We start from the raw sequence: 20657 nt of genomic DNA, 5'->3' as shown, positions 1-20657 counted from the left end.
ATTATTGAACCTCTATTCCGGCATTCTTCATCGCTTCTAGCAACAGACCATGATATTGCTCGGAAAGTTCCGTTAATGGCAAGCGAATATGTCCTTGGCTGATCAGCCCCATACGATGCGCCGCCCATTTCACAGGAATCGGATTGGCCTCGCAAAATAGCGCGCTGAACAGATCTTTCATTGGCGCCTCGGCCTTAAGCGCACCCTCGAGATCGCCTTTAAGAGCCGCATCGCACATCAGCTTGAACTGCTTAGGCACTATGTTGTTGGCCACAGAGATCACGCCATTACCACCAAGAGTCAGGAACTCACGGGCCGTGGCATCATCACCGCTGTAGAGCATGAAGTCATCGCCACACAGCTCGCGCAGCTTAGCCACGCGGCTCAGATCGCCGGTCGCTTCCTTTACGCCTATGATGTTTGGCACGTCGACCAACTGGGCAACGGTTTCAGGCAACATGTCCACCGAAGTACGGCCGGGCACGTTGTAGAGAATTTGTGGGATATCGGTTGCGGCCGCAACGGCGCTGTAATGGGCAACCAAGCCTTTAGGTGTCGGTTTGTTGTAGTAAGGCGTTACACCTAGCATGGCGGCCACACCTAGGTTGGCCTGCGCCTTGGTCAGCTCGATCGCTTCGGCGGTGGCGTTTGCGCCATTACCACCTATCACAGGGACGCGTCCGGCGGCGAATTTTACCGTGTGGGCAACCACTTCAATATGTTCTGAAAGAGGTAAAGTGGCTGACTCGCCAGTCGTGCCGACGGCAACGATGGCGTCAGTACCCTGTTCAATATGGTACTCAACCAACTTCTCGAGACTTGCATAATCGACTGAGCCATCACGATTCATGGGTGTGATTAAGGCTACGATGCTTCCGTTTATCATGTGATTTCCCCAAGGATTCAGGACTGGCTATGGTACTGATGCTCACAGGTAAAAACAAGCATAAGTATCCCTAGATCACAGAGAATGATAACACCACTCCCCATAGGTCAAATGTTTGACTCTTTATCACGACAGGGATCTCAAAACTGATAACTTGTGATAGCATAAGCCACCTAAAAAACGCCGACATTATTCAATCGACGCTTATTTGTACAACGAGTTACCAATCAATGGGGGAATTTCATGTCCAATCATCTGGTCGTTACCGCACTGGGTTCTGATCGTCCTGGTATCGTCAGTAAATTTGCCAGACTCGCAAGCGAATGCGATTGCGATATCGTCGATAGCCGTATGGCCCTCTTTGGTGGTGAGTTTACCTTGATCATGATGATTTCAGGCGCCTGGGCATCGATCACTAAGATGGAAGCCAGTCTCCCTGCTCTGAGTGTCGAGCTTGGCCTGCTAACGGTAATGAAGCGCTGCTCACAGCACACGCCGCCAAACTATGTGTCTCGCCTCGAAGTGACCTTCAACGGAAAAGACCAGCGCGGCACCATGAAGCGTATCACCCAGTTCCTGGCTGATCGCTCGCTGGATCTCGCCGCCGTACGCTCCCATGCCGAGGAAACCCCAGACGGTGAGCCGGTGCAGAATGTCTTCCTAACCATCAACGTGCCCGAGAAGGTCGATATCGAAAAACTCGAACAAAATATCGCCGCACTCGCCGAAGAGATGAACCTAAGCTGCCATATCGAACGTATGCAGGGTATCGAAACACAACCTAAGGATGATCTATGAAAACCTTAACCCAGGGCGATAAGGCCCCCGACTTTACCCTACAAAACCAAAATGATGAATCAATTTCCCTGGCCGATTTTAAAGGCAAGAAAGTTCTCGTTTACTTTTATCCAAGAGCCTCTACACCAGGTTGTACTGTTCAAGCTTGTGGGCTAAGGGACACTAAATCAGAGCTTGATGAACTGAACGTTGTGATTATTGGAATTAGCCCTGATACACCGAAGAAGCTTACAAACTTCACAAATAAACAGGAGTTGAACTTCACCTTACTCGCGGACGAAGAGCATGCCGTATGCGAAGCTTATGGTGTTTGGCAACTCAAGAAATTCATGGGCCGTGAGAACATGGGCGTGGTACGCACCTCTTTCCTCATTGACGAAAGCGGCAACATCGAACATATCTTCAACAAGTTCAAAACCAAAGATCACCACGAAGTTGTCTTGAAATATATTCAAGAAAACAGCTAATGCTAGTTAGTAATTGACAAAAAAGCCGGCAATGCCGGCTTTTTTGTTACCTAAAGATTCGTCAACCACTAACCCAACAACCAATTAATCCACCAACCAATCAGCTTAACCACCAATTAGCCCATCATGGCCTTAACATAAGGCCAAAGCAGCGCCGCCGCGATACTCCACATAGTCACAAAAATGAATCTGTCTAAGTAGCACCAAGCCTTTGGTTTTTTAAACAGCGGACTTAAGTACCTGGCGCCCAGACTCAAGGCGAAGAACCACACAAATGATGCGAGCACGGCGCCGGCGCCAAACATATGCCTGTCTTGCTGCTCGAACTGAGTGCTGATGCTGCCGAGCAAGACAACAGTATCCAGATACAGATGGGGGTTAAGCAGGCTGATCCCCAGGGTCGTGAGCAGCGCGGCGCGCAGGGTGTCCGCCCCCTGGGTTGACTCAGTATCCAGCCCTTGGGCGTTAAATGAGGCATGCAGTGCCTGAGCACCATAGACCAGCAAGAAGGCTGCCCCCCCGAGGCTGGCGATATCCTTGATTAAAGGGTATGCCAGGATTAGATGGCCGAGGCCCGCCACGCCCGCGGTGATCATCACGGCATCGATAAAAGAACACAGGGCTGCGATGGGCAAGGAGTGGGCGCGCTTTAACCCCTGCTTTAATACGAAGGCGTTTTGCGCCCCAACGGCGATGATCAGGCTGCCACCAACACCTATCCCCTGAATGAATGCTTGCACGAGAAAACTCCAAAATAACCACGACTAGAAAGAGAGGTCGCAAGCATAGCGAGCTTCTAAAAATAAACCCAACTAATAAATTTAATGTATCATTAGCCAAGCTTATAACCATTAAAAGTAGGAGCCTGGAGAATAGCATGCTGGATTACGCCCACCTGAAAGCCTTGAGCGTGGTGATCGCCGAAGGCGGCTTCGAGCGCGCTGCCAAGGCACTGTTTATCACCCAATCAGCCGTGTCTCAACGCATCAAGGCGCTGGAGGAGAGAGTCGGTCAGACCCTGGTGATCCGCAGTAATCCGGTACAGGCGACCCCCATGGGCAAGCGTCTGCTCAGACACTACGCCCAGGTAAGCTTGCTGGAGAGCGAACTCAGCGCGGAGATCGACGCCGACGATCCTTCGCTGCCCACAGTGGTGAAGATAGCCGTGAATGCCGACAGCCTGGCCACCTGGTTTCTGCCCGCCCTCGCCGAGCTGTTTAAGCGCCACCGCTGGCTGCTGGAGCTGATTGTCGACGATGAGTCTTATACTCACCATCTGCTGAAAAGCGGCGAGGCTGTAGGCTGCGTGACCACCACAGAGGCGCCACTGGCGGGCTGCTCCAGCGAGTACCTTGGCCAGATGGCGTACCTTTGCGTCGCCACCCAGGACTTTATTCAGGAGTATTTTGCCGATGGTGTAACGCCTAGCCGCCTGCGTCAGGCGCCGGCTGTGGTGTTCTCCACCAAAGATAAGCTGCATGAAAAATTCTTAGGGGAGCATTTTGGCATTGAGCCTGAGCAATGGCGGGAGCATCAGATCCCCTCCTCCGAGAGCTTTCTGGAGGCGATATTGCTGGGCATGGGTTACGGCCTTGTGGGCCATCTTCAGGCCGAACCATTGCTGCAAAGCGGCGCGTTAAAACTAATCGCCCCAGATTGCACCATGAAGGTGCCCCTCTACTGGCAACACTGGAACATCAAGGCCAAGCAGACCACACTTGTCTACCGCGCCCTGGCGGCGACGGCCAAGCAGGCGTTGAGATAAGCCACAAACACTTTCTATGTATACTTGCCACAAAAAAGGAGCCTAGCGGCTCCTTTAACGTTTAAATACAGATCAGACGGCTTCCTGCTCAACTTCAGTCTTAGGCTTTTCCTGCTCAGGCTTATCGGCTTTAGGCCAGGCATTCACCACCGCCTTCACCAAGGAAGCGAGCGGAATGGCGAAGAAGACGCCCCAAACACCCCAGAGTCCACCGAAGACCAGCACGGCCGCGATAATAAACACAGGGTGAAGATCCACCGCATCTGAGAACAGAATTGGCACCAGCAGGTTACCATCCAGCGCCTGAATAATGCCGTAGCCCAGCATCAGATAGCCGAATTCCGGGCTTATGCCCCACTGAAAGAAGGCCACCAGGGCGATCGGCAGGGTCACCAGAGTCGCGCCCACATAGGGGATCAACACGGAGAAGCCTGTCAACACCCCAAGCAGGGCGGCGTAACGCAGATCCATGATGGCGAAGAAGATATAACTTGCGGCGCCTATGATGACTATCTCGATCACCTTGCCCCGAATGTAGTTAAAGATCTGCTGATTCATCTCCAGCCACACCTTACGGGCCAAGTCACGATTGGCGGGGATGAAACGCTTGCTGCCGCGAACCAGCTCATCTTTATCCTTGAGGAAGAAGAACACCAGCAGTGGCACTAAGATGGCGTAGACCATGAGCACCAAAAGTGATGCCGAGTAGCCGATCAACTGCTTACCCAGATCCAGTATGTGTTGGGTATCCAGCAGCTTCTTGAGCTCGCCCACCGAGGCATCGAGCTGCTCGACACTTAAAAACTGCGGATACTGCTCGACCAAGCCCTTGAGCGTGATAAAACCTTTATCCAGCATGGTGGGCAGATCCGTCACCAGTGCCACCCCCTGACGCCAGATACTGGGCACCAGACCGAAGGTGATCAGCAGCATCACACCAACAAACAGCACAAGCACCAGCGAGGCCCCCGTGGTGCGGTTGATACCTATCTTGACCATCTGCGCTACCGGCCATTCGAGCAAAAATGCCAGCACCAGGGCGACCAGCAGGGGCGCTAAGAGCCCCCCGGCAAAATAGATGATCAGGGCGATCCCGAGCAATATCAGCATCAGGGTCACCGCCTGGGGATCACTAAATCTCTCTTTATACCAATTGGTAATGATTGAAAACATCTACTCTTCCTATTTAGAAACCAAGACCCGCCGCTCTGTAAATTAAGCGTTTAGGTCTGCAACATCGAGCATCATGAAAAATAATTAATTGGCGCCTCTGAAGCTAAAGACTCATTTCTATCTAAAGGCGCGTTAGGGTCGATATCTAAAACTCCCCCAGGGCAAAATTTTAGTCGCCTCGGGTTATCGACAACACCAAGATCTCAGCATCGTTTTGTATTTCAACATATTGCCAGTTGGCCTTCTCAAGAAACCTGGGCACATCCTGGCGCGAACCACTGTCTTTAAGCTGTACCCGCAGCACGTCGCCACTGGGCAACTGCTTGAGCGCCATCTTTAGCTTAACTAAGGCCAGGGGACATCGGTAGTGGGTTAAGTCAATAAAAGTCATAATGATCTTGCTAAAGGCAAACTCGGGCTATTATCCTAAGTCTCCAGTGAAACCACAAGCGAACAATGATGGCGAGACGCTCGCCTCATGGGCCAGACAAACTGAACTAATTGGCTCGATTTGGTTCCAACAAAGCAGACCCTGTTATCTATAAACGCTAAGGATAAGTTTGAGTAAAGTTAACAAAGCAAAATCCCTGGTTGCCGGTGCCTTGTCGATGGCCCTGTTCTCTATCGCCCCCTTAGGCTTTGCCAATAACGATCTGCCTGATCTTGGCACTGCGGCGGTGAACACCTTCAGCCTGGAGAAAGAAAACAGCTACGGCGATGCCTATATGCGGGTGATCCGCTCTTCGGCGCCCATGCTTAACGATCCCGTACTCAATCAATATCTGACCGAACTGGGTAACCGCCTGGTGGCCCACGCGACAGGGGTAAAGACCCCCTTCTATTTCTTCCTGCTTAGAAACGATGAAATCAACGCCTTCGCCTTCTTCGGCGGCCATGTGGGGGTTCATACCGGCTTGTTCCTAAACGCCGATAACGAGAGCCAGCTGGCCTCGGTATTAGGCCACGAGATCACCCACGTGACCCAGCGGCACCTGGCGCGGTCTCTCGAGGCCCAGCAGAAGAGCTCTCCGGCAACAATTGCAGGGCTGCTCGGCGCTATCTTGCTCACCATTGCCGTGCCCCAGGTGGGCATGGCAGCCATGGCGACGACTCAGGCCTTAGCGACTCAGGCGCAGATCAACTACACCCGCCTGCACGAGAAAGAAGCGGACCGTATCGGCATGCAGATCTTGGTCGACGCCGGCTTCGATCCTAACGGCGCGGCGGACTTCTTCTCTAAGCTGGCCACACGCTATCGTTTTACCACTAAGCCGCCGCAGATGTTGCTGACGCACCCCTTGCCCGAATCGCGAATTGCCGAGGCAAGAAACCGGGCGGCGCAATATCCCCACAGGTATGTGGCCGATAATCTGGATTTTCAGCTGGCCAAGGCGCGTATTCAGGTGCGCTTCTCTAGCTACAGTGAAGAGGCAGCACTCGCCCTGTTTAACGACCAGATAAGAAAGAACAGCTACCAGTTTGAAGAGGCGGCCCTGTACGGTAAGGCACTTGCCCTACTGCGCGCCGAGAAGGCCAAGGAATCTGAGGTCATCATAGACAAGTTGCTCGCCAAAGATCCCAATAACCTCTTCTATATCGATACCAAGACAGATCTCCTGCTGGAGCGCCATGAACATCAACAGGCGATCGAGCTGCTGACCCGTGAGCGTAAGCTTAAGCCCACCTCTCAGGTGATCAACATCAACCTGGCCAACGCGTTTATCGAAAATGGTAAGGCCAAACAGGCCATTCCCCTGCTGGAAGATATGATCTTCCTCGATAAGCAGAATCAATTGCCGCTACAGCTGCTGAGCGATGCCTACAAGCAGACAGGCAACCGCGCCATGGAACATTTTGTCAAGGCGGAAACCATGGCGCTGGCGGCCGACTATGATGGCGCCATAGATCAACTCAACTTTGCCTACCGGCTGTCGGAGAAAAATCCGCTGCAGCTGGCTAAGATAGAGGCCAGGATCCGTCAGTTCAAACAATCTAAGAAACAGCTCGAACTGCTTTAAAGCAATCACAAACTGCTTTAAACCAATAAAGGTGAGCCAAGGCCCTGTGACTCGGCTCACCTTTTGCAGTAGAATGGCGGCAAATTTCTAGATATGGATAGAACTGCCATGACGCAAGTAAGCATAATTCATAACCCTCGTTGCTCTAAAAGCCGCCAGACCCTAGCGCTGCTGGAAGAGAAAGCCTGCGATATCCAAGTGATCGAATACCTCAAGACACCACTGACCAAGGTGGAGATCCGCAGCATCTTAGATAAGCTCGGCCTAGCGCCACGTGAGCTGATGCGCACCAAGGAAGAGGAATACAAGGCGTTGAACCTGGCCGACGTCACCGACGACGAGGCGCTTATCCAGGCCATGGTAGACACCCCTAAGCTGATCGAACGTCCCATCGTGCTGGCAAACGGTAAGGCGGCAATTGGTAGACCCCCAGAAAACGTACTGGCCATTCTGTAAGGCTGAGAGTCGAAATGAACTCAAAGACACTGTTTCAAATTAGCCGCGCCGCCTATGTGGCGCTGCTGCTGTTGATGACCGCCTGGTTTGGCAATCAGGGATTGACCGGACAATATTCGCTGATCTTCAGCCTGCTGTGGATCTTGCCCCTGCTGGCGCCGCTTAAGGGGATCTTAACCGGTCAGCCCTACACCTATGCCTGGGCAAGTTTCATCATCTGCCTTTATATGTTGCATGGCCTGACCCTGCTCTATGTCACCGAGACGGCGCTGGTCTTCGCCATCTGCGAGGTGGCGCTGCTGAGCCTCTTGATGGTGACCTTGCCCTTCTACGCGCGCATTCGCGGTCGCGAATTGGGCCTGGGACTGAAGAAGCGCAAGAAATAGCAGGCTAGATAAACAGGCATCTAACGCAAAGAGCATCTAGCAAAAAGGCATCTAACGCAAAAGGCACCGATAAGGTGCCTTTTTTGTGGTGAGTGTTTAACGACTTTATATCCTGAACGCTAAAATGCTGACCGTTAAAAGTGCTAGGAGACCTGCGCGATTAAGACGGACGCTACAGGCGCAGCATCTCTTTTACGAAGGGAATGGTGAGCTTACGCTGATGGACCAGTGATGCCTTGTCCAGGCGATCGAGCACATCAAACAGAGTACGCAGATCCCGCGCCAGACGATTGAGGAGGAAGCGTCCCACATCTTCCGGCAGCTGTAAACCGCGCATCGCCGCCCGGCGTTGTAGCGCCGCCAGCTTCTCCTCATCGGCCATAGGTTGTAGCTGATAGGTCAGCCCCCACTGCATACGAGACACCAGATCCGGCAGGGCAAATCCCGCGTCGCTGGCCGTTGCGCTGGCGCTCACCACCAGGGCGCAGCGTTTATGCTCCGCCACCCGGTTATAGAGATCGAACAGCGCCTCTTCCCACAGAGGATGCCCCGCAATGGCATCGATATCATCGATACAGACGAGATCTAACTGTTCCAGCCCCTCTAACAGTTCGGTAGAGATGCTGGCGTGTATGCCAAGCGGTAGATAGAAGCTGCTACGATTGAGCTCATTGGCCCTGGCACAGGTGGCGTGCATCAGATGGGTACGCCCAGCCTTGATCGGCCCCCAGAGATACACGGCCTTGTTGGCCCGCCCTTCGGCAGATGCCTGCAGGCTCTGGATCAGCTCGTCGTTACCGGCCGCAGGATAATAACTGTTAAAGGTCTCATCATCGGGCAGATAGACGGGTAAAGAAAGTTGTACCGGTGAATGGGGTGACACGTATAGGGATCTCGATCTTATCTTGTGACTGTATTACCTGGGCGGCCTAATTTAGTACTCAGCATATTACCATTAGACGCCCAGCTTACCTTAACGTCCTTGCCAAATATACTCGTGGCGTGGAGTCTGTGACGATGATAACGGATCCACACTCTCATCGACGCCCAATCCCGACTGCAGGTTGAGCTGATCCTGGCTATTTGACTGCTCCAGGCTGCGGATCTTAGGCTCCAGGCTGATCAAACGATATAGATCTTCTTCGCTGCCAAAGAGTTGCAAGGAAAATTCGGCGGTGATCCCCTGCAGCTTAGTCAGAGACACAGACTTAACCGCACTGAGCTGATGCAGGTATTTCTCAATCTCCAGCAGCTGCTGACGGTCGGTGATCTCGACGAATGTCAGCTGAGTGCTGTTCGCCTCGCCGCTATCGGCAATGGCGTAGCGCTCCACATAGTATTGGCTGATCGCCTCGAAAATTGCAGTTACCGCCGCGTCCATATCGGCAACCTGAGCCGATTGTGTGGTTAAGGGATTAAACAGCGGCTGCTCGCTATTTGCCGGGAAGAGGGACAACTGATAGCTCACCTGACCATCTGGCTGATTGTCCAGCGATACCATGGCAAAGTAATCACTGCCATAGCGCTGACTGGCCTTAGCCACGGTATCGGCAAACATGCCACGCACGTCGGTGACGCTGATGGCCATGGAATCATCGAGATCCATCATAGGCAGTAGCATGGGCACGCCGCGCGTCTGCGAGATCTTGGCGATCAGGCTACGGCTCTCCAGCACTGAGGAGTCGTTGAGTAGCTCACGCTTACCCTCATTCTCCTGAGCTAGCCACAACAGCGTCAGTGGGCGCTGCTTACCCCAAACCGGTAGCTGAGCCTGACGCAGTAGGCTGATGATTTTGCTGTGATCGAATGAAGCCTGCAGGAACTGCTCGCCGCCCTGTTCCTGGTAGCCAAACTGACGAATATAAGCGGTAGGTTCGGCAATGGCCTGGGCCACCAAAGGCGCGCTGAGGACGGCGCGATCGCCGGTATTTTTCAATACCACCTCTTGCATCGCCTGGCTTAGCGCCTGATTCTTTACCTGCTGGCTGCGATCGGCGATCTTAATCGCACTCCTGTCCAGCTCGGTCACCTCGACAGCGGCAACATTCAGACTCGCGGCGCAAAACGTACCGGCAAGCACCACAGAAAAAAGACTCTTAAACATCCGTATCTATATCTATTCACGAATACAATGGCGGCAGTGTAACACATAAGCCTTGGCCATGCCTGTCTGCAAACACCGTCAAATTCGCTTTTTTCTATGGCTTTAATTAGGCAAGCCGGAGAATGTGATCAAGTTAAGTGCAAATATGCTAGCAAGACGTTAACATTGTGCGGTTTAGCCATAAAAAGAGAATAACAATGAAACGTTTAGCAATCCCCCTACAGGGCGCGCAAATGCTGTTTGTCGCCTTTGGCGCCTTAGTATTGATGCCGCTGTTAACCGGGCTCGATACCAACGTCGCCCTCTTTACCGCCGGCATTGGCACCTTGCTCTTCCAGCTGGTGACCAAACGCCAAGTCCCCATCTTCCTCGCCTCCTCCTTCGCCTTCATCGCTCCCATCCTCTACGGTGTACAAACCTGGGGCATTCCCGCGACCATGGGCGGCCTGATGGCTGCAGGATGCGTATATCTGGTGCTGGCCACCCTAGTGAAATTCAGAGGTGATGCCTTCATCAAGAAACTGCTGCCACCAGTTGTTGTTGGCCCAGTGATCATCGTGATCGGTCTGGGTCTGGCGCCGGTTGCCGTTAACATGGCGCTCGGTAAGAGCGGCGATGGCGGACTGGTTCTGGTCGACCCGGAGCATGCCCTGATCATCTCCCTCGCCTCGCTACTGACCACCATAGCGGTGGCGATCTTTGCCAAGGGTATCGTTAAGCTGATGCCAATCTTGGCTGGCATCATAGTGGGTTATGGTCTCAGCCTCTTCTTCGGTGTGGTCGACTTTGCCCCGGTCGCCCAGGCAAGCTGGTTGGCCATGCCAAACTTTGTGGCGCCTGAATTTAACTGGCACGCCATCGCCTTCTTGATCCCCGTGGCCATCGCCCCGGCGGTCGAGCATATCGGCGACATACTAGCGATCTCAAACGTCACAGGTAAAGACTATATGAAGAAGCCTGGCCTGCACCGCACCCTGAGCGGTGACGGTATCGCGACCATAGCAGCATCGGCGCTCGGCGGCCCACCAAACACCACTTACTCTGAGGTAACTGGCGCGGTGACGCTGACCAAGGCCTTCAACCCAGCCATCATGACCTGGACCGCCATCACTGCCATTCTGCTGGCCTTTATCGGCAAGCTCGGCGCGCTTATGCAGACCATCCCCGTACCTGTTATGGGCGGCATCATGTGTTTGCTGTTCGGCTCAATCGCCGCCGTCGGTCTGAACTCACTGATCAAGAATCACGTGGATCTCAGCGAGCCAAGAAACCTCTGCATAGTCGGCGTGACTCTGGTCTTTGGTATCGGCGGCATGGCATTTGGTATCGGCTCATTCAGCCTCACGGGGATCAGCCTTTGCGGTATCGTGGCCATCACCATGAACCTCCTGTTGCCCGAAACCCACGCCCGTCAGGAGCAGGAGGCCGCCTAAGGAACTCAGGACAGTCAGCATGCTTGATGCATGGATTTTAGACACAAAAAAGCCCTTCATTTGAAGGGCTTTTTCTTATCGGATAGGAAGGATTAACCTTCGGCTTGGCTCAATTAAGATTAAGCCTCACCCTCTTGATCAGCATATTTGGCCGCAGTATCGGCGATCAGTGTCTGTAGCTCACCCTTCTGATACATCTCGGTCAGGATGTCACAACCACCAATCAGCTCGCCTTCAACCCAAAGCTGTGGGAAGGTTGGCCAGTTTGCGTATTTAGGCAGCTCGGCACGGATATCGGGATGCTGCAAAATATCAACATAGGCAAATTGAGCACCGCAGTTAATCATGATCTGCGCCACTTGCGAAGAAAATCCACAGCTAGGTAGCTTAGGAGACCCTTTCATGTAAACGATGATAGGATTTTCAGCAATTTGCTGTTTGATTTTTTCTACAGTTTCGTTTGTGTCCATCTTCTTTCCTAAATTTTGCAGCAAAGCTACGTCAACAAATTTAACCTATTGTACGCTAGGTTCACAGATAACGAAAACCTACTTTTTTCAGGGTTATTCACTGAGTTAGGTTATCGATTGAATTAATCTAAAAAATCAAACAAACAATGATTCACATCACAACTTTATCAGGTAGAATGTGCCTCTGTGAGCAAACCTAAAAAGACAATTGAATGTCAATGGAGAAAAAACATGGCTTTTGAATTACCAGCACTGCCTTATGCGAAGAACGCACTCGAGCCCCATATTTCCCAGGAAACCATCGAGTATCACTATGGTAAGCATCACAACACCTATGTAGTGAAACTAAATGGTCTTGTTGAAGGTACTGAACTTGCCGAAAAGAGCCTAGAAGAGATCGTTAAGACTTCTACTGGCGGCATCTTCAACAACGCAGCTCAAATCTGGAACCACACTTTCTACTGGAACTGTCTAGCACCTAACGCTGGCGGCGCAGCAACTGGCGACATCGCCGCAGCTATCGACGCAGCCTTCGGTTCTTTCGATGCATTCAAGGCACAGTTCACCGATGCAGCCGTTAACAACTTCGGTAGCGCTTGGACTTGGTTAGTGAAGAAAGCTGACGGTAGCCTGGCCATCGTTAACACTAGCAACGCTGCAACCCCACTGACTGACGAAGGTGTTACACCCCTTCTGACTGTTGACGTTTGGGAGCACGCTTACTACATCGATTACCGTAACGTACGTCCTGACTACATGGCGGCGTTCTGGAACCTGGTTAACTGGGAATTCGTTAACAGCAACTTCGCTGCTTAATCTAATTCAACCAGATTTGAAAAGGAGCCTCCCGGCTCCTTTTTTATTAGCTGGCAAAAACCTTAGCCCCTTACGCTAACGCAGGCTAGCAACACGTTTCGAGCTACTAGAACGAGTTAAGTTCATTGCTAAGTAACCGATTCCTCTCGCACATTCCCCCCTCAAGAATGCACTTAAATACACACTCAACTACTCTTGAAGATAGTCTCTCAAATTCGATGTCTCATGCCCTTGCTTACGCTCCTTTTCGCGATAACTAAGCAGCCCCAACGCCACGTAAGCAAACTCGCCTAATCAGGCAGCTACAGTTGCAACAATTGCATTTGCAACTGTTTGTCATTGTTTTTATTGTCTTTTTTGATACCCAGATCTCGTTTAAGGACTATTATTAGTAGTAGGTCACTGATTTTCAGTTGTCCCTTAAGACATATCGTTGGCTTTTCAGGGGGTGGAACATGGGCATTTTCGAGCATTATCAACAGCGCTATGAAAAAAAATTAGACGAAGAGTATTCACTGCAAGAGTTTCTGGCTATCTGTAAAGAAGACAGGATCGCCTACGCATCGGCGGCCGAGCGACTGCTTACGGCTATCGGTAAGCCCGAGGTCATAGACACCTCTAAGGATCCGATCCTTAGCCGCATCTTCTCCAACAGGCTTATCTCTCGCTATCCCGCCTTTAAAGATTTTTACGGCATGGAAGATTCTATCGAGCAGATCGTCGCCTACCTCAAGCATTCGGCCCAGGGACTGGAAGAGTCGAAACAGATCCTCTATCTCCTCGGCCCTGTGGGGGGCGGTAAGTCATCCCTGGCCGAGAAGCTCAAATCATTGATGCAGAGAGTGCCCATCTATGTGCTGAGCGCCAATGGCCAACGCAGCCCAGTCAACGATCACCCCTTCTGTCTTTTCAATCCAGAGGAGGATGGCGAGCTGCTTAAGAACGAATACAACATTCCCGAGCGCTACCTCAAGACCATAATGTCACCCTGGGCGGTGAAGCGCCTACATGAGTTTGGCGGCGATATCTCCCAGTTCAAGGTGGTCAAGGTGTTCCCCGCCATCCTGGATCAGATTGGGATAGCCAAGACAGAGCCAGGCGATGAGAACAATCAGGATATCTCATCGCTCGTCGGTAAGGTAGATATCCGTCAGCTGGAGCACTACGCCCAACATGACGCCGATGCCTACTCCTACTCGGGCGCCCTGTGCCGTGCCAACCAAGGCCTGATGGAATTCGTCGAGATGTTTAAGGCGCCGATTAAGGTGCTGCACCCCTTGCTGACCGCCACCCAGGAGGGTAACTATAACGGCACCGAAGGCCTGTCGGCCCTGCCCTTCAACGGCATCATTCTGGCGCACTCCAACGAGTCGGAGTGGACCAGCTTTAGAAACAACAAGACCAACGAGGCCTTCTTAGATAGGGTCTACATAGTCAAGGTGCCTTATTGCCTAAGGGTGTCAGAAGAGATCCAGATCTACGAGAAACTGCTCACCAACTCTGAGTTGGCTCAGGCGCCATGCGCGCCTTATACCCTAGAGACGCTGGCCCAGTTTAGCGTGTTGTCGCGCATCAAGGCGCCGGAAAACTCTTCCATCTACTCTAAGATGCGGGTCTATGATGGCGAGAGCCTAAAAGATACCGATCCTAAGGCCAAGTCTTATCAGGAGTATCGCGACTATGCCGGCGTGGATGAAGGGATGCAGGGGCTCTCCACCCGCTTCGCCTTTAAGATCCTCTCTAAGGTGTTTAACTTCGATCATAGCGAGATCGCCGCCAACCCTGTGCACCTCTTCTATGTGCTGGAACGCCAAATCGAGCAGGAACAGTTCCCCGCCGAGACGGCCGAGCGCTATATGGAGTTCCTAAAAGGCTATCTCACCCCTAAATATATCGAGTTCATCGGTAAAGAGATCCAGACCGCCTACCTGGAATCCTATTCGGAATATGGCCAGAACATCTTCGACCGCTATGTCACCTACGCCGATTTTTGGATCCAGGATCAGGAGTACCGGGACCCAGAGACAGGCCAGCTGTTCGATCGCGCCGCCCTCAACGCCGAGCTTGAGAAGATAGAGAAACCTGCGGGGATCAGTAACCCGAAAGACTTCCGCAACGAGATCGTTAACTTCGTACTGCGCGCCAGGGCCAACAACGAAGGCTCTAACCCGCTGTGGACCAGCTACGAGAAACTGCGTACCGTCATCGAGAAGAAGATGTTCTCCAACACGGAAGATCTGCTGCCGGTTATCTCATTCAATACTAAGACCTCGACAGACGATCAGCGTAAGCACGACGATTTCGTCAATCGCATGATGGAGAAAGGCTACACCAAGAAACAGGTCAGACTCCTGTCTGAGTGGTATTTACGGGTTCGTAAATCATCTTGATACCCGTACACGGGGAGCTTGCTCCCCGCTAGTCTTGGGAGGTGCGCATGGCTAATTTTATCGATAGAAGATTGAATACTAAGGGAAAGAGTACAGTCAATCGTCAACGTTTTATCAACCGCTATAAGCAACAGATCAAGAAGGCCGTCAGTGACGCCGTGACCCGGCGCAGCGTGACCGACATAGATAAAGGCGAGAAGATCAGCATCCCTACCCGGGATATCAGCGAGCCCACCTTTCATCAGGGACAAGGGGGCATGCGCGAGCGGGTGCATCCGGGTAACGATCAGTTCTCCCGCGGCGATAAGGTAGAGCGTCCGCCCCAGGGCGGTGGACAAGGCAGCGGCCAAGGGGATGCGTCTAACTCAGGCGAGGGCCAGGACGATTTCGTATTTCAGATCTCCAAAGATGAATATTTGGAGCTGCTGTTTGAAGATCTCGAACTCCCCAACCTGCAGCGCAATCGCCTCAACAAACTGGTGGAGTATCAAACCTATCGCGCCGGTTTTACCAATGATGGCGTGCCCGCCAACATTAACATCATTCGCTCGCTACGCTCATCCCTGGCACGGCGGATCGCCATGTCATCCTCGAAGAAGGCGCTGCTGAAAGAGCTAAAAGCAGAGCTGGAGGCCCTAGAGCAGACTCCCGGTTCGGAGGCGGAGAAGATCATCGCCCTGAAGGAGCAGATAGCAGAGCTTGAGGCCAAGATTGCCAAGGTGCCCTTTATCGACACCTTCGATCTCAGGTACAACAATTTCGCCAAACGTGAGGTACCCTCGAGCCAGGCAGTGATGTTCTGTCTCATGGATGTGTCGGGCTCTATGGATCAGGCCACCAAAGATATGGCCAAACGCTTCTATATCCTGCTCTATCTGTTTCTTACCCGCACCTATAAGAATCTGGAGGTGGTCTACATTCGGCACCACACCCAGGCCAAAGAGGTAGATGAGCACGAGTTTTTCTACTCCCAGGAAACTGGCGGCACCATAGTCTCCAGTGCGCTCAAGCTGATGCATGAGATCCAGCGTGAGCGCTATCCAGAGAGCGAGTGGAACATCTATGCGGCCCAGGCATCGGATGGCGACAACTGGGCCGATGACTCCCCTACCTGCCGCCAGATCCTCGAGCGTAAGTTGCTACCTGTGGTGCGTTACTTTAGCTATATCGAGATCACCAACCGCGCCCATCAAACCCTGTGGCGAGAATACGAAGGACTACAGAAGACTCACGATAATATTGCAGTTCAGCACATTAAACAGGCCGAGGACATTTACCCTGTATTTAGAGAACTGTTTAAGAAACAAGCTGTTTAGGGGGCCTTATGAGTTCAAAAAAGAAGCGCACTGTATTAAATGACGGCCCGGACTGGACCTTCGAGCTGTTGGAATCTTATCTCACCGAGATAGAGCGGGTGGCGGATCACTACCGTCTGGATACTTATAAGAACCAGATAGAGGTGATCACCGCCGAGCAGATGATGGATGCCTATGCGGGGATAGGCATGCCCATAGGCTATACCCATTGGTCCTTTGGTAAGAAGTTTATTGAAACCGAGCAAGGCTATAAGCGTGGCCAAATGGGGCTGGCCTACGAGATAGTGATCAACTCAGATCCTTGTATCGCCTACCTAATGGAGGAGAATACTATTACCATGCAGGCGCTGGTGATGGCGCACGCCTGTTTCGGCCACAACAGCTTTTTTAAGAGCAACTATCTGTTTAAAACCTGGACCGACGCCAGCTCGATAATCGATTATCTGGTGTTTGCCAAAAACTATGTCAGAGAGTGTGAAGAGCGCTATGGTGAGGAGCAGGTAGAGTTAGTACTGGACTCTTGCCACGCCCTGATGAACTACGGCGTCGATCGCTACAAGCGTCCTAGCGAGATCTCACTCAAAGAGGAAAAGGTACGCCAGAAAGAGCGTGAGGCCTACCTGCAGAGCCAGGTGAACGATCTTTGGCGCACCATCCCCCTGACGCCGGACACCCAAAAGCAGCAGAGCGCCCCCAATTTTCCCGCCGAGCCCCAGGAGAATATTCTCTACTTCATCGAGAAGAATGCCCCCCTACTCGAGCCCTGGCAGCGGGAGATAGTGCGGATCGTGCGTAAGATGGGACAGTATTTCTACCCACAGAGGCAGACCCAGGTGATGAACGAAGGCTGGGCCACCTTCTGGCACTACACGATTCTCAACCACCTCTACAACGAGGGGCTGGTCTCCGACCGCTTCATGATAGAGTTTTTGAAAAACCACACCAATGTGATCGCCCAGCCGAGCTATAACAGCCCCTACTACTCAGGCATCAACCCCTATGCCCTGGGCTTTAACATGTTTGTCGACATTCGCCGCATCTGCGAGTCGCCCACCGACGAGGATAAGCGTTGGTTTCCCGATATCGCCGGCAGCAACTGGCTCGATACCCTGCACTTCGCCATGGAAAACTTTAAAGACGAGAGCTTTATCAGCCAATATATGTCGCCTAACATCATTCGCCAGTTCAAGTTTTTCAGTATCCTGGACGATGACAAGAAAAACTATCTCAGCATTTCGGCGATCCATGACGACCTGGGTTACCAGGAGATCCGTCAGACACTGTCCCAGCAGTACAATCTGTCTAACCTTGAACCAAACATTCAGGTGCAGAGCGTTGCCATCTCAGGCGATCGCTCGTTGACGCTGCGCTACATCCCCATCAATCGCATTCCATTGGATAAGAGCTGCCAGCAGGTGGTCAAACACCTGCACAGGCTCTGGGGCTTCAATGTCACCTTGGAAGAGATTAACGATCAGGGCGAGCCTATAGTGATTGCCAGCTGCCCGGAAAAACTCTCGGAATCTGATCCTGCGGCATAGAGGGATAGGAAAAGAAGGGAATGGGTAAATAGGGATACAGGAAATAGAGGCATAAAAAAAGCGCCACTAAGGCGCTTTTTTTATTTCAGATCCGCTATTAAGCGAATTTGAAATCCACGTGCTCGATCATAGGCTTGAACGCGTGACGTTGCATAGCTTGAACACGAACTTTAACTTCTTTACCGTCTAGAACGATAGTGATGTCGCTGTTGTAGAAATCATCGTTAGTTTGAATGTTGATGATTGAACGGTGTTCGAATTCGATAGAAACGGCTTCTTTGCCCGCACCATAGATAACTGCAGGAACTTTACCAGCATGACGTAGGCGGCGGCTCGAACCTTTCCCAATTTCAGTGCGGGTTTGTGCGGTAATTGTGTAAGACATAATTTACTCACTTAAATCAATAGTAATATAGGTGACCATCGCTTTCGACCAACGATGACCTCATTTAAAGCGAGCGAATACTAGCACAGTGATCCGGCTTTAACAAACCTTAAGTGAGTCAAAGCCGGCATTTAGCTTACCAGGTACGGATAGGGCCGGTATCGACGTGCACAAAGCCTGAGCTTGGGTAATAACCAACACCGCCGAGTTTTAGGGAGATCGCCGCATCACGCAGATCTTTAAGATTGACGTCAGGCAACGCGATATCCATCGCCATCCCCTTCATATGATAACTCTTCTTCGCCACCCCAGAGCTGCGACTGGCCAGCATCTGATTGGTCTTAGGCGAGCGATACCCTGAGATCACATGAAAATCTTCGTCGACCTGTAGGGTCTGCTTCAGCGAGAAAAGCAGATCGAAAAGACGCTTATCCATGGGCGCCGTCTCGTTTTGGCGATGATCCCGCAACAGGTGATTAAAATCATTCAAGGTATTTGTTTGATAATCACCATCGATCCAATAGCTTCCCTGCCCCCGTTCTCCTGTATGCCTATTGTAAAACCCTAGGGATCTTACTCCTTGTGTCGAGCGACTCGCTCGCGCTTTAGACGGCACCATAGAAAACATTGCTACACCACCTAGGCCTAATAACAACTGCCTACGCGCAGGACAAACTATCGTCACATCAACACCACCGTTTACTTTTTAACCAAAACAGCGGACAAATTAACCTTAATTTAGGGGGAGATCAAGTGTTACTTTTTGCCAGAGGTCAGACAAACACTGGGCTAGCGGCTATTTAGCGGCGTGCAAACTCAGACTAATATTTTGATTCTTTTTGTATATGTCATCTCTAAACTGGGCAACATTGTCGCCATCCAGCCAAGAGGTCCAATACACCAGATGGATAGGCAGGCCCGCATCGAAGGCAAACCACTGGGTCTTATCACGCTCGATTTGCATACGTACCCAGGTCTGCTTATCACGCACCAGGTGGGAAGCCATCCAGTTGGCTAACTGCTCAACCTTCTCGATCCGAATACAACCCGATGAGAGCGCCCTGTCGCTGCGCTGGAACAACGCCTTCTCTGAGGTATCATGTAGATAAACGCTGTATTCGTTGGGAAAGAAGAACTTGTAGCGCCCCAGGGTATTTCCAACCCCAGGCTTTTGCACCAGGCGATAGGGAAACTTACCCTTGGCGATGTCGCGCCATTCATCGTCACTCTTGATAACCCGCTCTCCCTGATAGTCAAACACCTCGAAGTTGCGGCTGCTGATATAGCTGCCATCCTCTCTCACCTTGGGCAGGAGATCATGGGTCAACAAGCGGCGCGGCACCCGCCAACTGGGATTGAGCACCAGATTCTTTATCTCGCCGCTGATGATAGGCGTCTGGCGATAAGGCTTACCAACGATCACCTTAGACCTGAGCGCCACCTGGTTATCATCCACCAGCCACATCTCATAGGCAGGGATATTAATTAGCAGATAGCGCTCCCCTATGTCAGCCAGATATTCGGCCCGGCGGATAAAGTTGACCGCCAGGAGCTGAGCACGCTCTCTGGGAGTGCGATTAAGCCAACTAAGGGTTGCGGGGCCTATGATGGCATCAGGCTTGAGGCCATGACGGGTCTGGAATTTGATCATGGCCGCTTTCAATGTCTCATCGAAATAGAGGCCACTGGTATCCCCTTGGGGATAATCTCCCAAGGCCTGCAGGCGCACTCTTATTTCGGGAATGATTCTATGACTTTCGCCGGGCTTTAGCCAGCCCAGAGGCTCGAGTGGCAACCAGGACTCATGGCGCGCCAACCAAAGAAGATAGCGCACGCGATTACTCAGCATCAGATAATCGGCTACCTGGGGCTCGCTGGCGATCACACTGGTATAGGGATCGTCAGGCACTGAAGGAAACTCGCCGGTCGCTATGCCTTGGCGCTGCCAAAACTGAGCGGCGGCCTGGGCTATGGTATAGAGCCTTGCCGGAGAGAGCGCTCTTTCCTCACTGAGCTGCTCACGATAGCGCTCAAACTCGCTGGAGGCACTGGCAAGGTGGATCACTTCCACCTGATCGAGCAACGCCTGATTTGCCGCAGCGAGACGCTCATCGGCAACACCTAAGCATGACCAACACAGCAGAAGCAATATGAAAATGCGTCTCAAAGCCATAAAAACCTCCTTGGATAATTATGGCTCATAGTTGACAGGCCAACCTAGGCGACTAAAGACGGATTTTTTATAAGCTAATG

At 52.0% G+C, this 20657-nt stretch carries 21 protein-coding genes; 11 read left to right on the top strand and 10 right to left on the bottom strand.

Annotated elements, in window-relative coordinates; translation table 11 throughout:
• Nucleotide 1: 1 nt before the first annotated feature.
• Nucleotides 2-886 (bottom strand): 4-hydroxy-tetrahydrodipicolinate synthase, encoded by an 885-nt coding sequence (gene dapA, locus K0I63_RS09555; protein ID WP_220083259.1) that lies wholly within the window; start codon nt 884-886, stop codon nt 2-4.
• 243 nt (nt 887-1129) lie between these two features.
• Between dapA and K0I63_RS09550 the strand changes: the two genes are divergently transcribed.
• Nucleotides 1130-1684 (top strand): glycine cleavage system transcriptional repressor, encoded by a 555-nt coding sequence (locus K0I63_RS09550; RefSeq protein WP_011865645.1) that lies wholly within the window; start codon nt 1130-1132, stop codon nt 1682-1684.
• Nucleotides 1681-2151: a thioredoxin-dependent thiol peroxidase gene (gene bcp / locus K0I63_RS09545; protein WP_220083258.1), complete on the top strand. Its 471-nt coding sequence runs from the start codon at nt 1681-1683 to the stop codon at nt 2149-2151. Before K0I63_RS09550 ends, bcp begins: the two co-directional genes overlap by 4 nt.
• A 116-nt stretch (nt 2152-2267) precedes the next feature.
• Here the strand turns inward: bcp and K0I63_RS09540 are convergent, their stop codons facing one another.
• Nucleotides 2268-2891: a LysE/ArgO family amino acid transporter gene (locus tag K0I63_RS09540; protein ID WP_220083257.1), complete on the bottom strand. Its 624-nt coding sequence runs from the start codon at nt 2889-2891 to the stop codon at nt 2268-2270.
• A gap of 137 nt (nt 2892-3028) precedes the next feature.
• Between K0I63_RS09540 and K0I63_RS09535 the strand changes: the two genes are divergently transcribed.
• A complete protein-coding gene (locus K0I63_RS09535) occupies nt 3029-3916 on the top strand; it encodes a LysR family transcriptional regulator ArgP (protein WP_220083256.1) in 888 nt (295 codons plus the stop codon).
• 72 nt (nt 3917-3988) lie between these two features.
• Here the strand turns inward: K0I63_RS09535 and K0I63_RS09530 are convergent, their stop codons facing one another.
• Both K0I63_RS09530 and K0I63_RS09525 read right to left on the bottom strand, forming a co-directional pair.
• Nucleotides 3989-5089: an AI-2E family transporter gene (locus tag K0I63_RS09530; RefSeq protein ID WP_220083255.1), complete on the bottom strand. Its 1101-nt coding sequence runs from the start codon at nt 5087-5089 to the stop codon at nt 3989-3991.
• 169 nt (nt 5090-5258) lie between these two features.
• Nucleotides 5259-5480 (bottom strand): sulfurtransferase TusA family protein, encoded by a 222-nt coding sequence (locus K0I63_RS09525; RefSeq protein ID WP_011865640.1) that lies wholly within the window; start codon nt 5478-5480, stop codon nt 5259-5261.
• A 169-nt stretch (nt 5481-5649) separates the two neighbouring features.
• Between K0I63_RS09525 and bepA the strand changes: the two genes are divergently transcribed.
• From bepA to K0I63_RS09510, 3 genes are all read left to right on the top strand, one after another.
• Entirely contained in the window at nt 5650-7107 is a 1458-nt protein-coding gene (gene bepA / locus K0I63_RS09520) for a beta-barrel assembly-enhancing protease (protein ID WP_491573756.1), read from the top strand.
• Nucleotides 7108-7215: 108 nt separating this feature from the next.
• Complete coding sequence (gene arsC, locus K0I63_RS09515) at nt 7216-7563, top strand: arsenate reductase (glutaredoxin) (protein WP_041406615.1); 348 nt, start codon at nt 7216-7218, stop codon at nt 7561-7563.
• Between the two features lie 14 nt (nt 7564-7577).
• Nucleotides 7578-7949: a DUF2069 domain-containing protein gene (locus K0I63_RS09510; protein ID WP_220083254.1), complete on the top strand. Its 372-nt coding sequence runs from the start codon at nt 7578-7580 to the stop codon at nt 7947-7949.
• A gap of 172 nt (nt 7950-8121) precedes the next feature.
• Here the strand turns inward: K0I63_RS09510 and hda are convergent, their stop codons facing one another.
• Both hda and K0I63_RS09500 read right to left on the bottom strand, forming a co-directional pair.
• A complete protein-coding gene (gene hda / locus K0I63_RS09505; RefSeq protein ID WP_220083253.1) occupies nt 8122-8832 on the bottom strand; it encodes a DnaA inactivator Hda in 711 nt (236 codons plus the stop codon).
• A gap of 90 nt (nt 8833-8922) precedes the next feature.
• The gene (locus tag K0I63_RS09500; RefSeq protein ID WP_220083252.1) at nt 8923-10053 is read right to left on the bottom strand and encodes a DUF2066 domain-containing protein; all 1131 of its coding nucleotides are present in this window, start codon (nt 10051-10053) and stop codon (nt 8923-8925) included.
• 197 nt (nt 10054-10250) lie between these two features.
• On the opposite strand from K0I63_RS09500, the gene K0I63_RS09495 reads away from it, so the two are divergent.
• Complete coding sequence (locus K0I63_RS09495; RefSeq protein ID WP_220083251.1) at nt 10251-11486, top strand: uracil-xanthine permease family protein; 1236 nt, start codon at nt 10251-10253, stop codon at nt 11484-11486.
• Nucleotides 11487-11605: 119 nt separating this feature from the next.
• Here the strand turns inward: K0I63_RS09495 and K0I63_RS09490 are convergent, their stop codons facing one another.
• Complete coding sequence (locus tag K0I63_RS09490; RefSeq protein WP_011865633.1) at nt 11606-11956, bottom strand: Grx4 family monothiol glutaredoxin; 351 nt, start codon at nt 11954-11956, stop codon at nt 11606-11608.
• A 231-nt stretch (nt 11957-12187) separates the two neighbouring features.
• On the opposite strand from K0I63_RS09490, the gene sodB reads away from it, so the two are divergent.
• From sodB to K0I63_RS09470, 4 genes are all read left to right on the top strand, one after another.
• Nucleotides 12188-12772: a superoxide dismutase [Fe] gene (gene sodB / locus K0I63_RS09485; RefSeq protein WP_011865632.1), complete on the top strand. Its 585-nt coding sequence runs from the start codon at nt 12188-12190 to the stop codon at nt 12770-12772.
• A gap of 455 nt (nt 12773-13227) precedes the next feature.
• Nucleotides 13228-15162 carry a PrkA family serine protein kinase gene (locus tag K0I63_RS09480; protein WP_011865631.1) on the top strand — a complete coding sequence of 645 codons (1935 nt, stop codon included), beginning with the start codon at nt 13228-13230 and terminating at the stop codon, nt 15160-15162.
• A 47-nt stretch (nt 15163-15209) separates the two neighbouring features.
• Nucleotides 15210-16478, top strand: a complete 1269-nt coding sequence (locus tag K0I63_RS09475) for a YeaH/YhbH family protein (RefSeq protein ID WP_144199091.1) — start codon at nt 15210-15212, stop codon at nt 16476-16478.
• Nucleotides 16479-16486: 8 nt separating this feature from the next.
• The gene (locus K0I63_RS09470; protein ID WP_220083250.1) at nt 16487-18019 is read left to right on the top strand and encodes a SpoVR family protein; all 1533 of its coding nucleotides are present in this window, start codon (nt 16487-16489) and stop codon (nt 18017-18019) included.
• Nucleotides 18020-18116: 97 nt separating this feature from the next.
• Here K0I63_RS09470 and rplY read toward each other — a convergent pair whose 3' ends face one another.
• The 3 genes from rplY to K0I63_RS09455 all read right to left on the bottom strand — a co-directional run bounded on the left by rplY (nt 18117) and on the right by K0I63_RS09455 (nt 20577).
• The gene (gene rplY / locus K0I63_RS09465; protein WP_011865628.1) at nt 18117-18404 is read right to left on the bottom strand and encodes a 50S ribosomal protein L25; all 288 of its coding nucleotides are present in this window, start codon (nt 18402-18404) and stop codon (nt 18117-18119) included.
• Between the two features lie 136 nt (nt 18405-18540).
• On the bottom strand, nt 18541-19089 hold the full coding sequence (gene mepK, locus K0I63_RS09460) for a peptidoglycan L,D-endopeptidase MepK (RefSeq protein ID WP_220045070.1): 549 nt from the start codon (nt 19087-19089) through the stop codon (nt 18541-18543).
• Nucleotides 19090-19200: 111 nt separating this feature from the next.
• Entirely contained in the window at nt 19201-20577 is a 1377-nt protein-coding gene (locus K0I63_RS09455) for a L,D-transpeptidase family protein (protein WP_220083249.1), read from the bottom strand.
• Between the last annotated feature and the right edge of the window lie 80 nt (nt 20578-20657).

The organism is Shewanella rhizosphaerae, from assembly GCF_019457655.1.
GTDB classification, from domain to species: Bacteria; Pseudomonadota; Gammaproteobacteria; order Enterobacterales; family Shewanellaceae; genus Shewanella; species Shewanella loihica.
The sequence above is the reverse complement of the archived record's forward strand: the minus strand, read 5'-3'. Positions and strand labels throughout refer to the sequence as shown.

Excerpts from the sequence above, each read along its gene's own strand:
- K0I63_RS09535 (WP_220083256.1), top strand. The coding sequence starts at position 3,029 with ATGCTGGATTACGCCCACCTGAAAGCCTTGAGCGTGGTGATCGCCGAA.
- K0I63_RS09490 (WP_011865633.1), bottom strand. The coding sequence starts at position 11,956 with ATGGACACAAACGAAACTGTAGAAAAAATCAAACAGCAAATTGCTGAA.
- K0I63_RS09455 (WP_220083249.1), bottom strand. The coding sequence starts at position 20,577 with ATGGCTTTGAGACGCATTTTCATATTGCTTCTGCTGTGTTGGTCATGC.
- K0I63_RS09550 (WP_011865645.1), top strand. The coding sequence starts at position 1,130 with ATGTCCAATCATCTGGTCGTTACCGCACTGGGTTCTGATCGTCCTGGT.
- K0I63_RS09525 (WP_011865640.1), bottom strand. The coding sequence starts at position 5,480 with ATGACTTTTATTGACTTAACCCACTACCGATGTCCCCTGGCCTTAGTT.
- K0I63_RS09500 (WP_220083252.1), bottom strand. The coding sequence starts at position 10,053 with ATGTTTAAGAGTCTTTTTTCTGTGGTGCTTGCCGGTACGTTTTGCGCC.
- K0I63_RS09480 (WP_011865631.1), top strand. The coding sequence starts at position 13,228 with ATGGGCATTTTCGAGCATTATCAACAGCGCTATGAAAAAAAATTAGAC.
- arsC (WP_041406615.1), top strand. The coding sequence starts at position 7,216 with ATGACGCAAGTAAGCATAATTCATAACCCTCGTTGCTCTAAAAGCCGC.
- bcp (WP_220083258.1), top strand. The coding sequence starts at position 1,681 with ATGAAAACCTTAACCCAGGGCGATAAGGCCCCCGACTTTACCCTACAA.
- K0I63_RS09510 (WP_220083254.1), top strand. The coding sequence starts at position 7,578 with ATGAACTCAAAGACACTGTTTCAAATTAGCCGCGCCGCCTATGTGGCG.
- K0I63_RS09495 (WP_220083251.1), top strand. The coding sequence starts at position 10,251 with ATGAAACGTTTAGCAATCCCCCTACAGGGCGCGCAAATGCTGTTTGTC.
- K0I63_RS09475 (WP_144199091.1), top strand. The coding sequence starts at position 15,210 with ATGGCTAATTTTATCGATAGAAGATTGAATACTAAGGGAAAGAGTACA.
- K0I63_RS09530 (WP_220083255.1), bottom strand. The coding sequence starts at position 5,089 with ATGTTTTCAATCATTACCAATTGGTATAAAGAGAGATTTAGTGATCCC.
- sodB (WP_011865632.1), top strand. The coding sequence starts at position 12,188 with ATGGCTTTTGAATTACCAGCACTGCCTTATGCGAAGAACGCACTCGAG.
- rplY (WP_011865628.1), bottom strand. The coding sequence starts at position 18,404 with ATGTCTTACACAATTACCGCACAAACCCGCACTGAAATTGGGAAAGGT.
- dapA (WP_220083259.1), bottom strand. The coding sequence starts at position 886 with ATGATAAACGGAAGCATCGTAGCCTTAATCACACCCATGAATCGTGAT.
- K0I63_RS09470 (WP_220083250.1), top strand. The coding sequence starts at position 16,487 with ATGAGTTCAAAAAAGAAGCGCACTGTATTAAATGACGGCCCGGACTGG.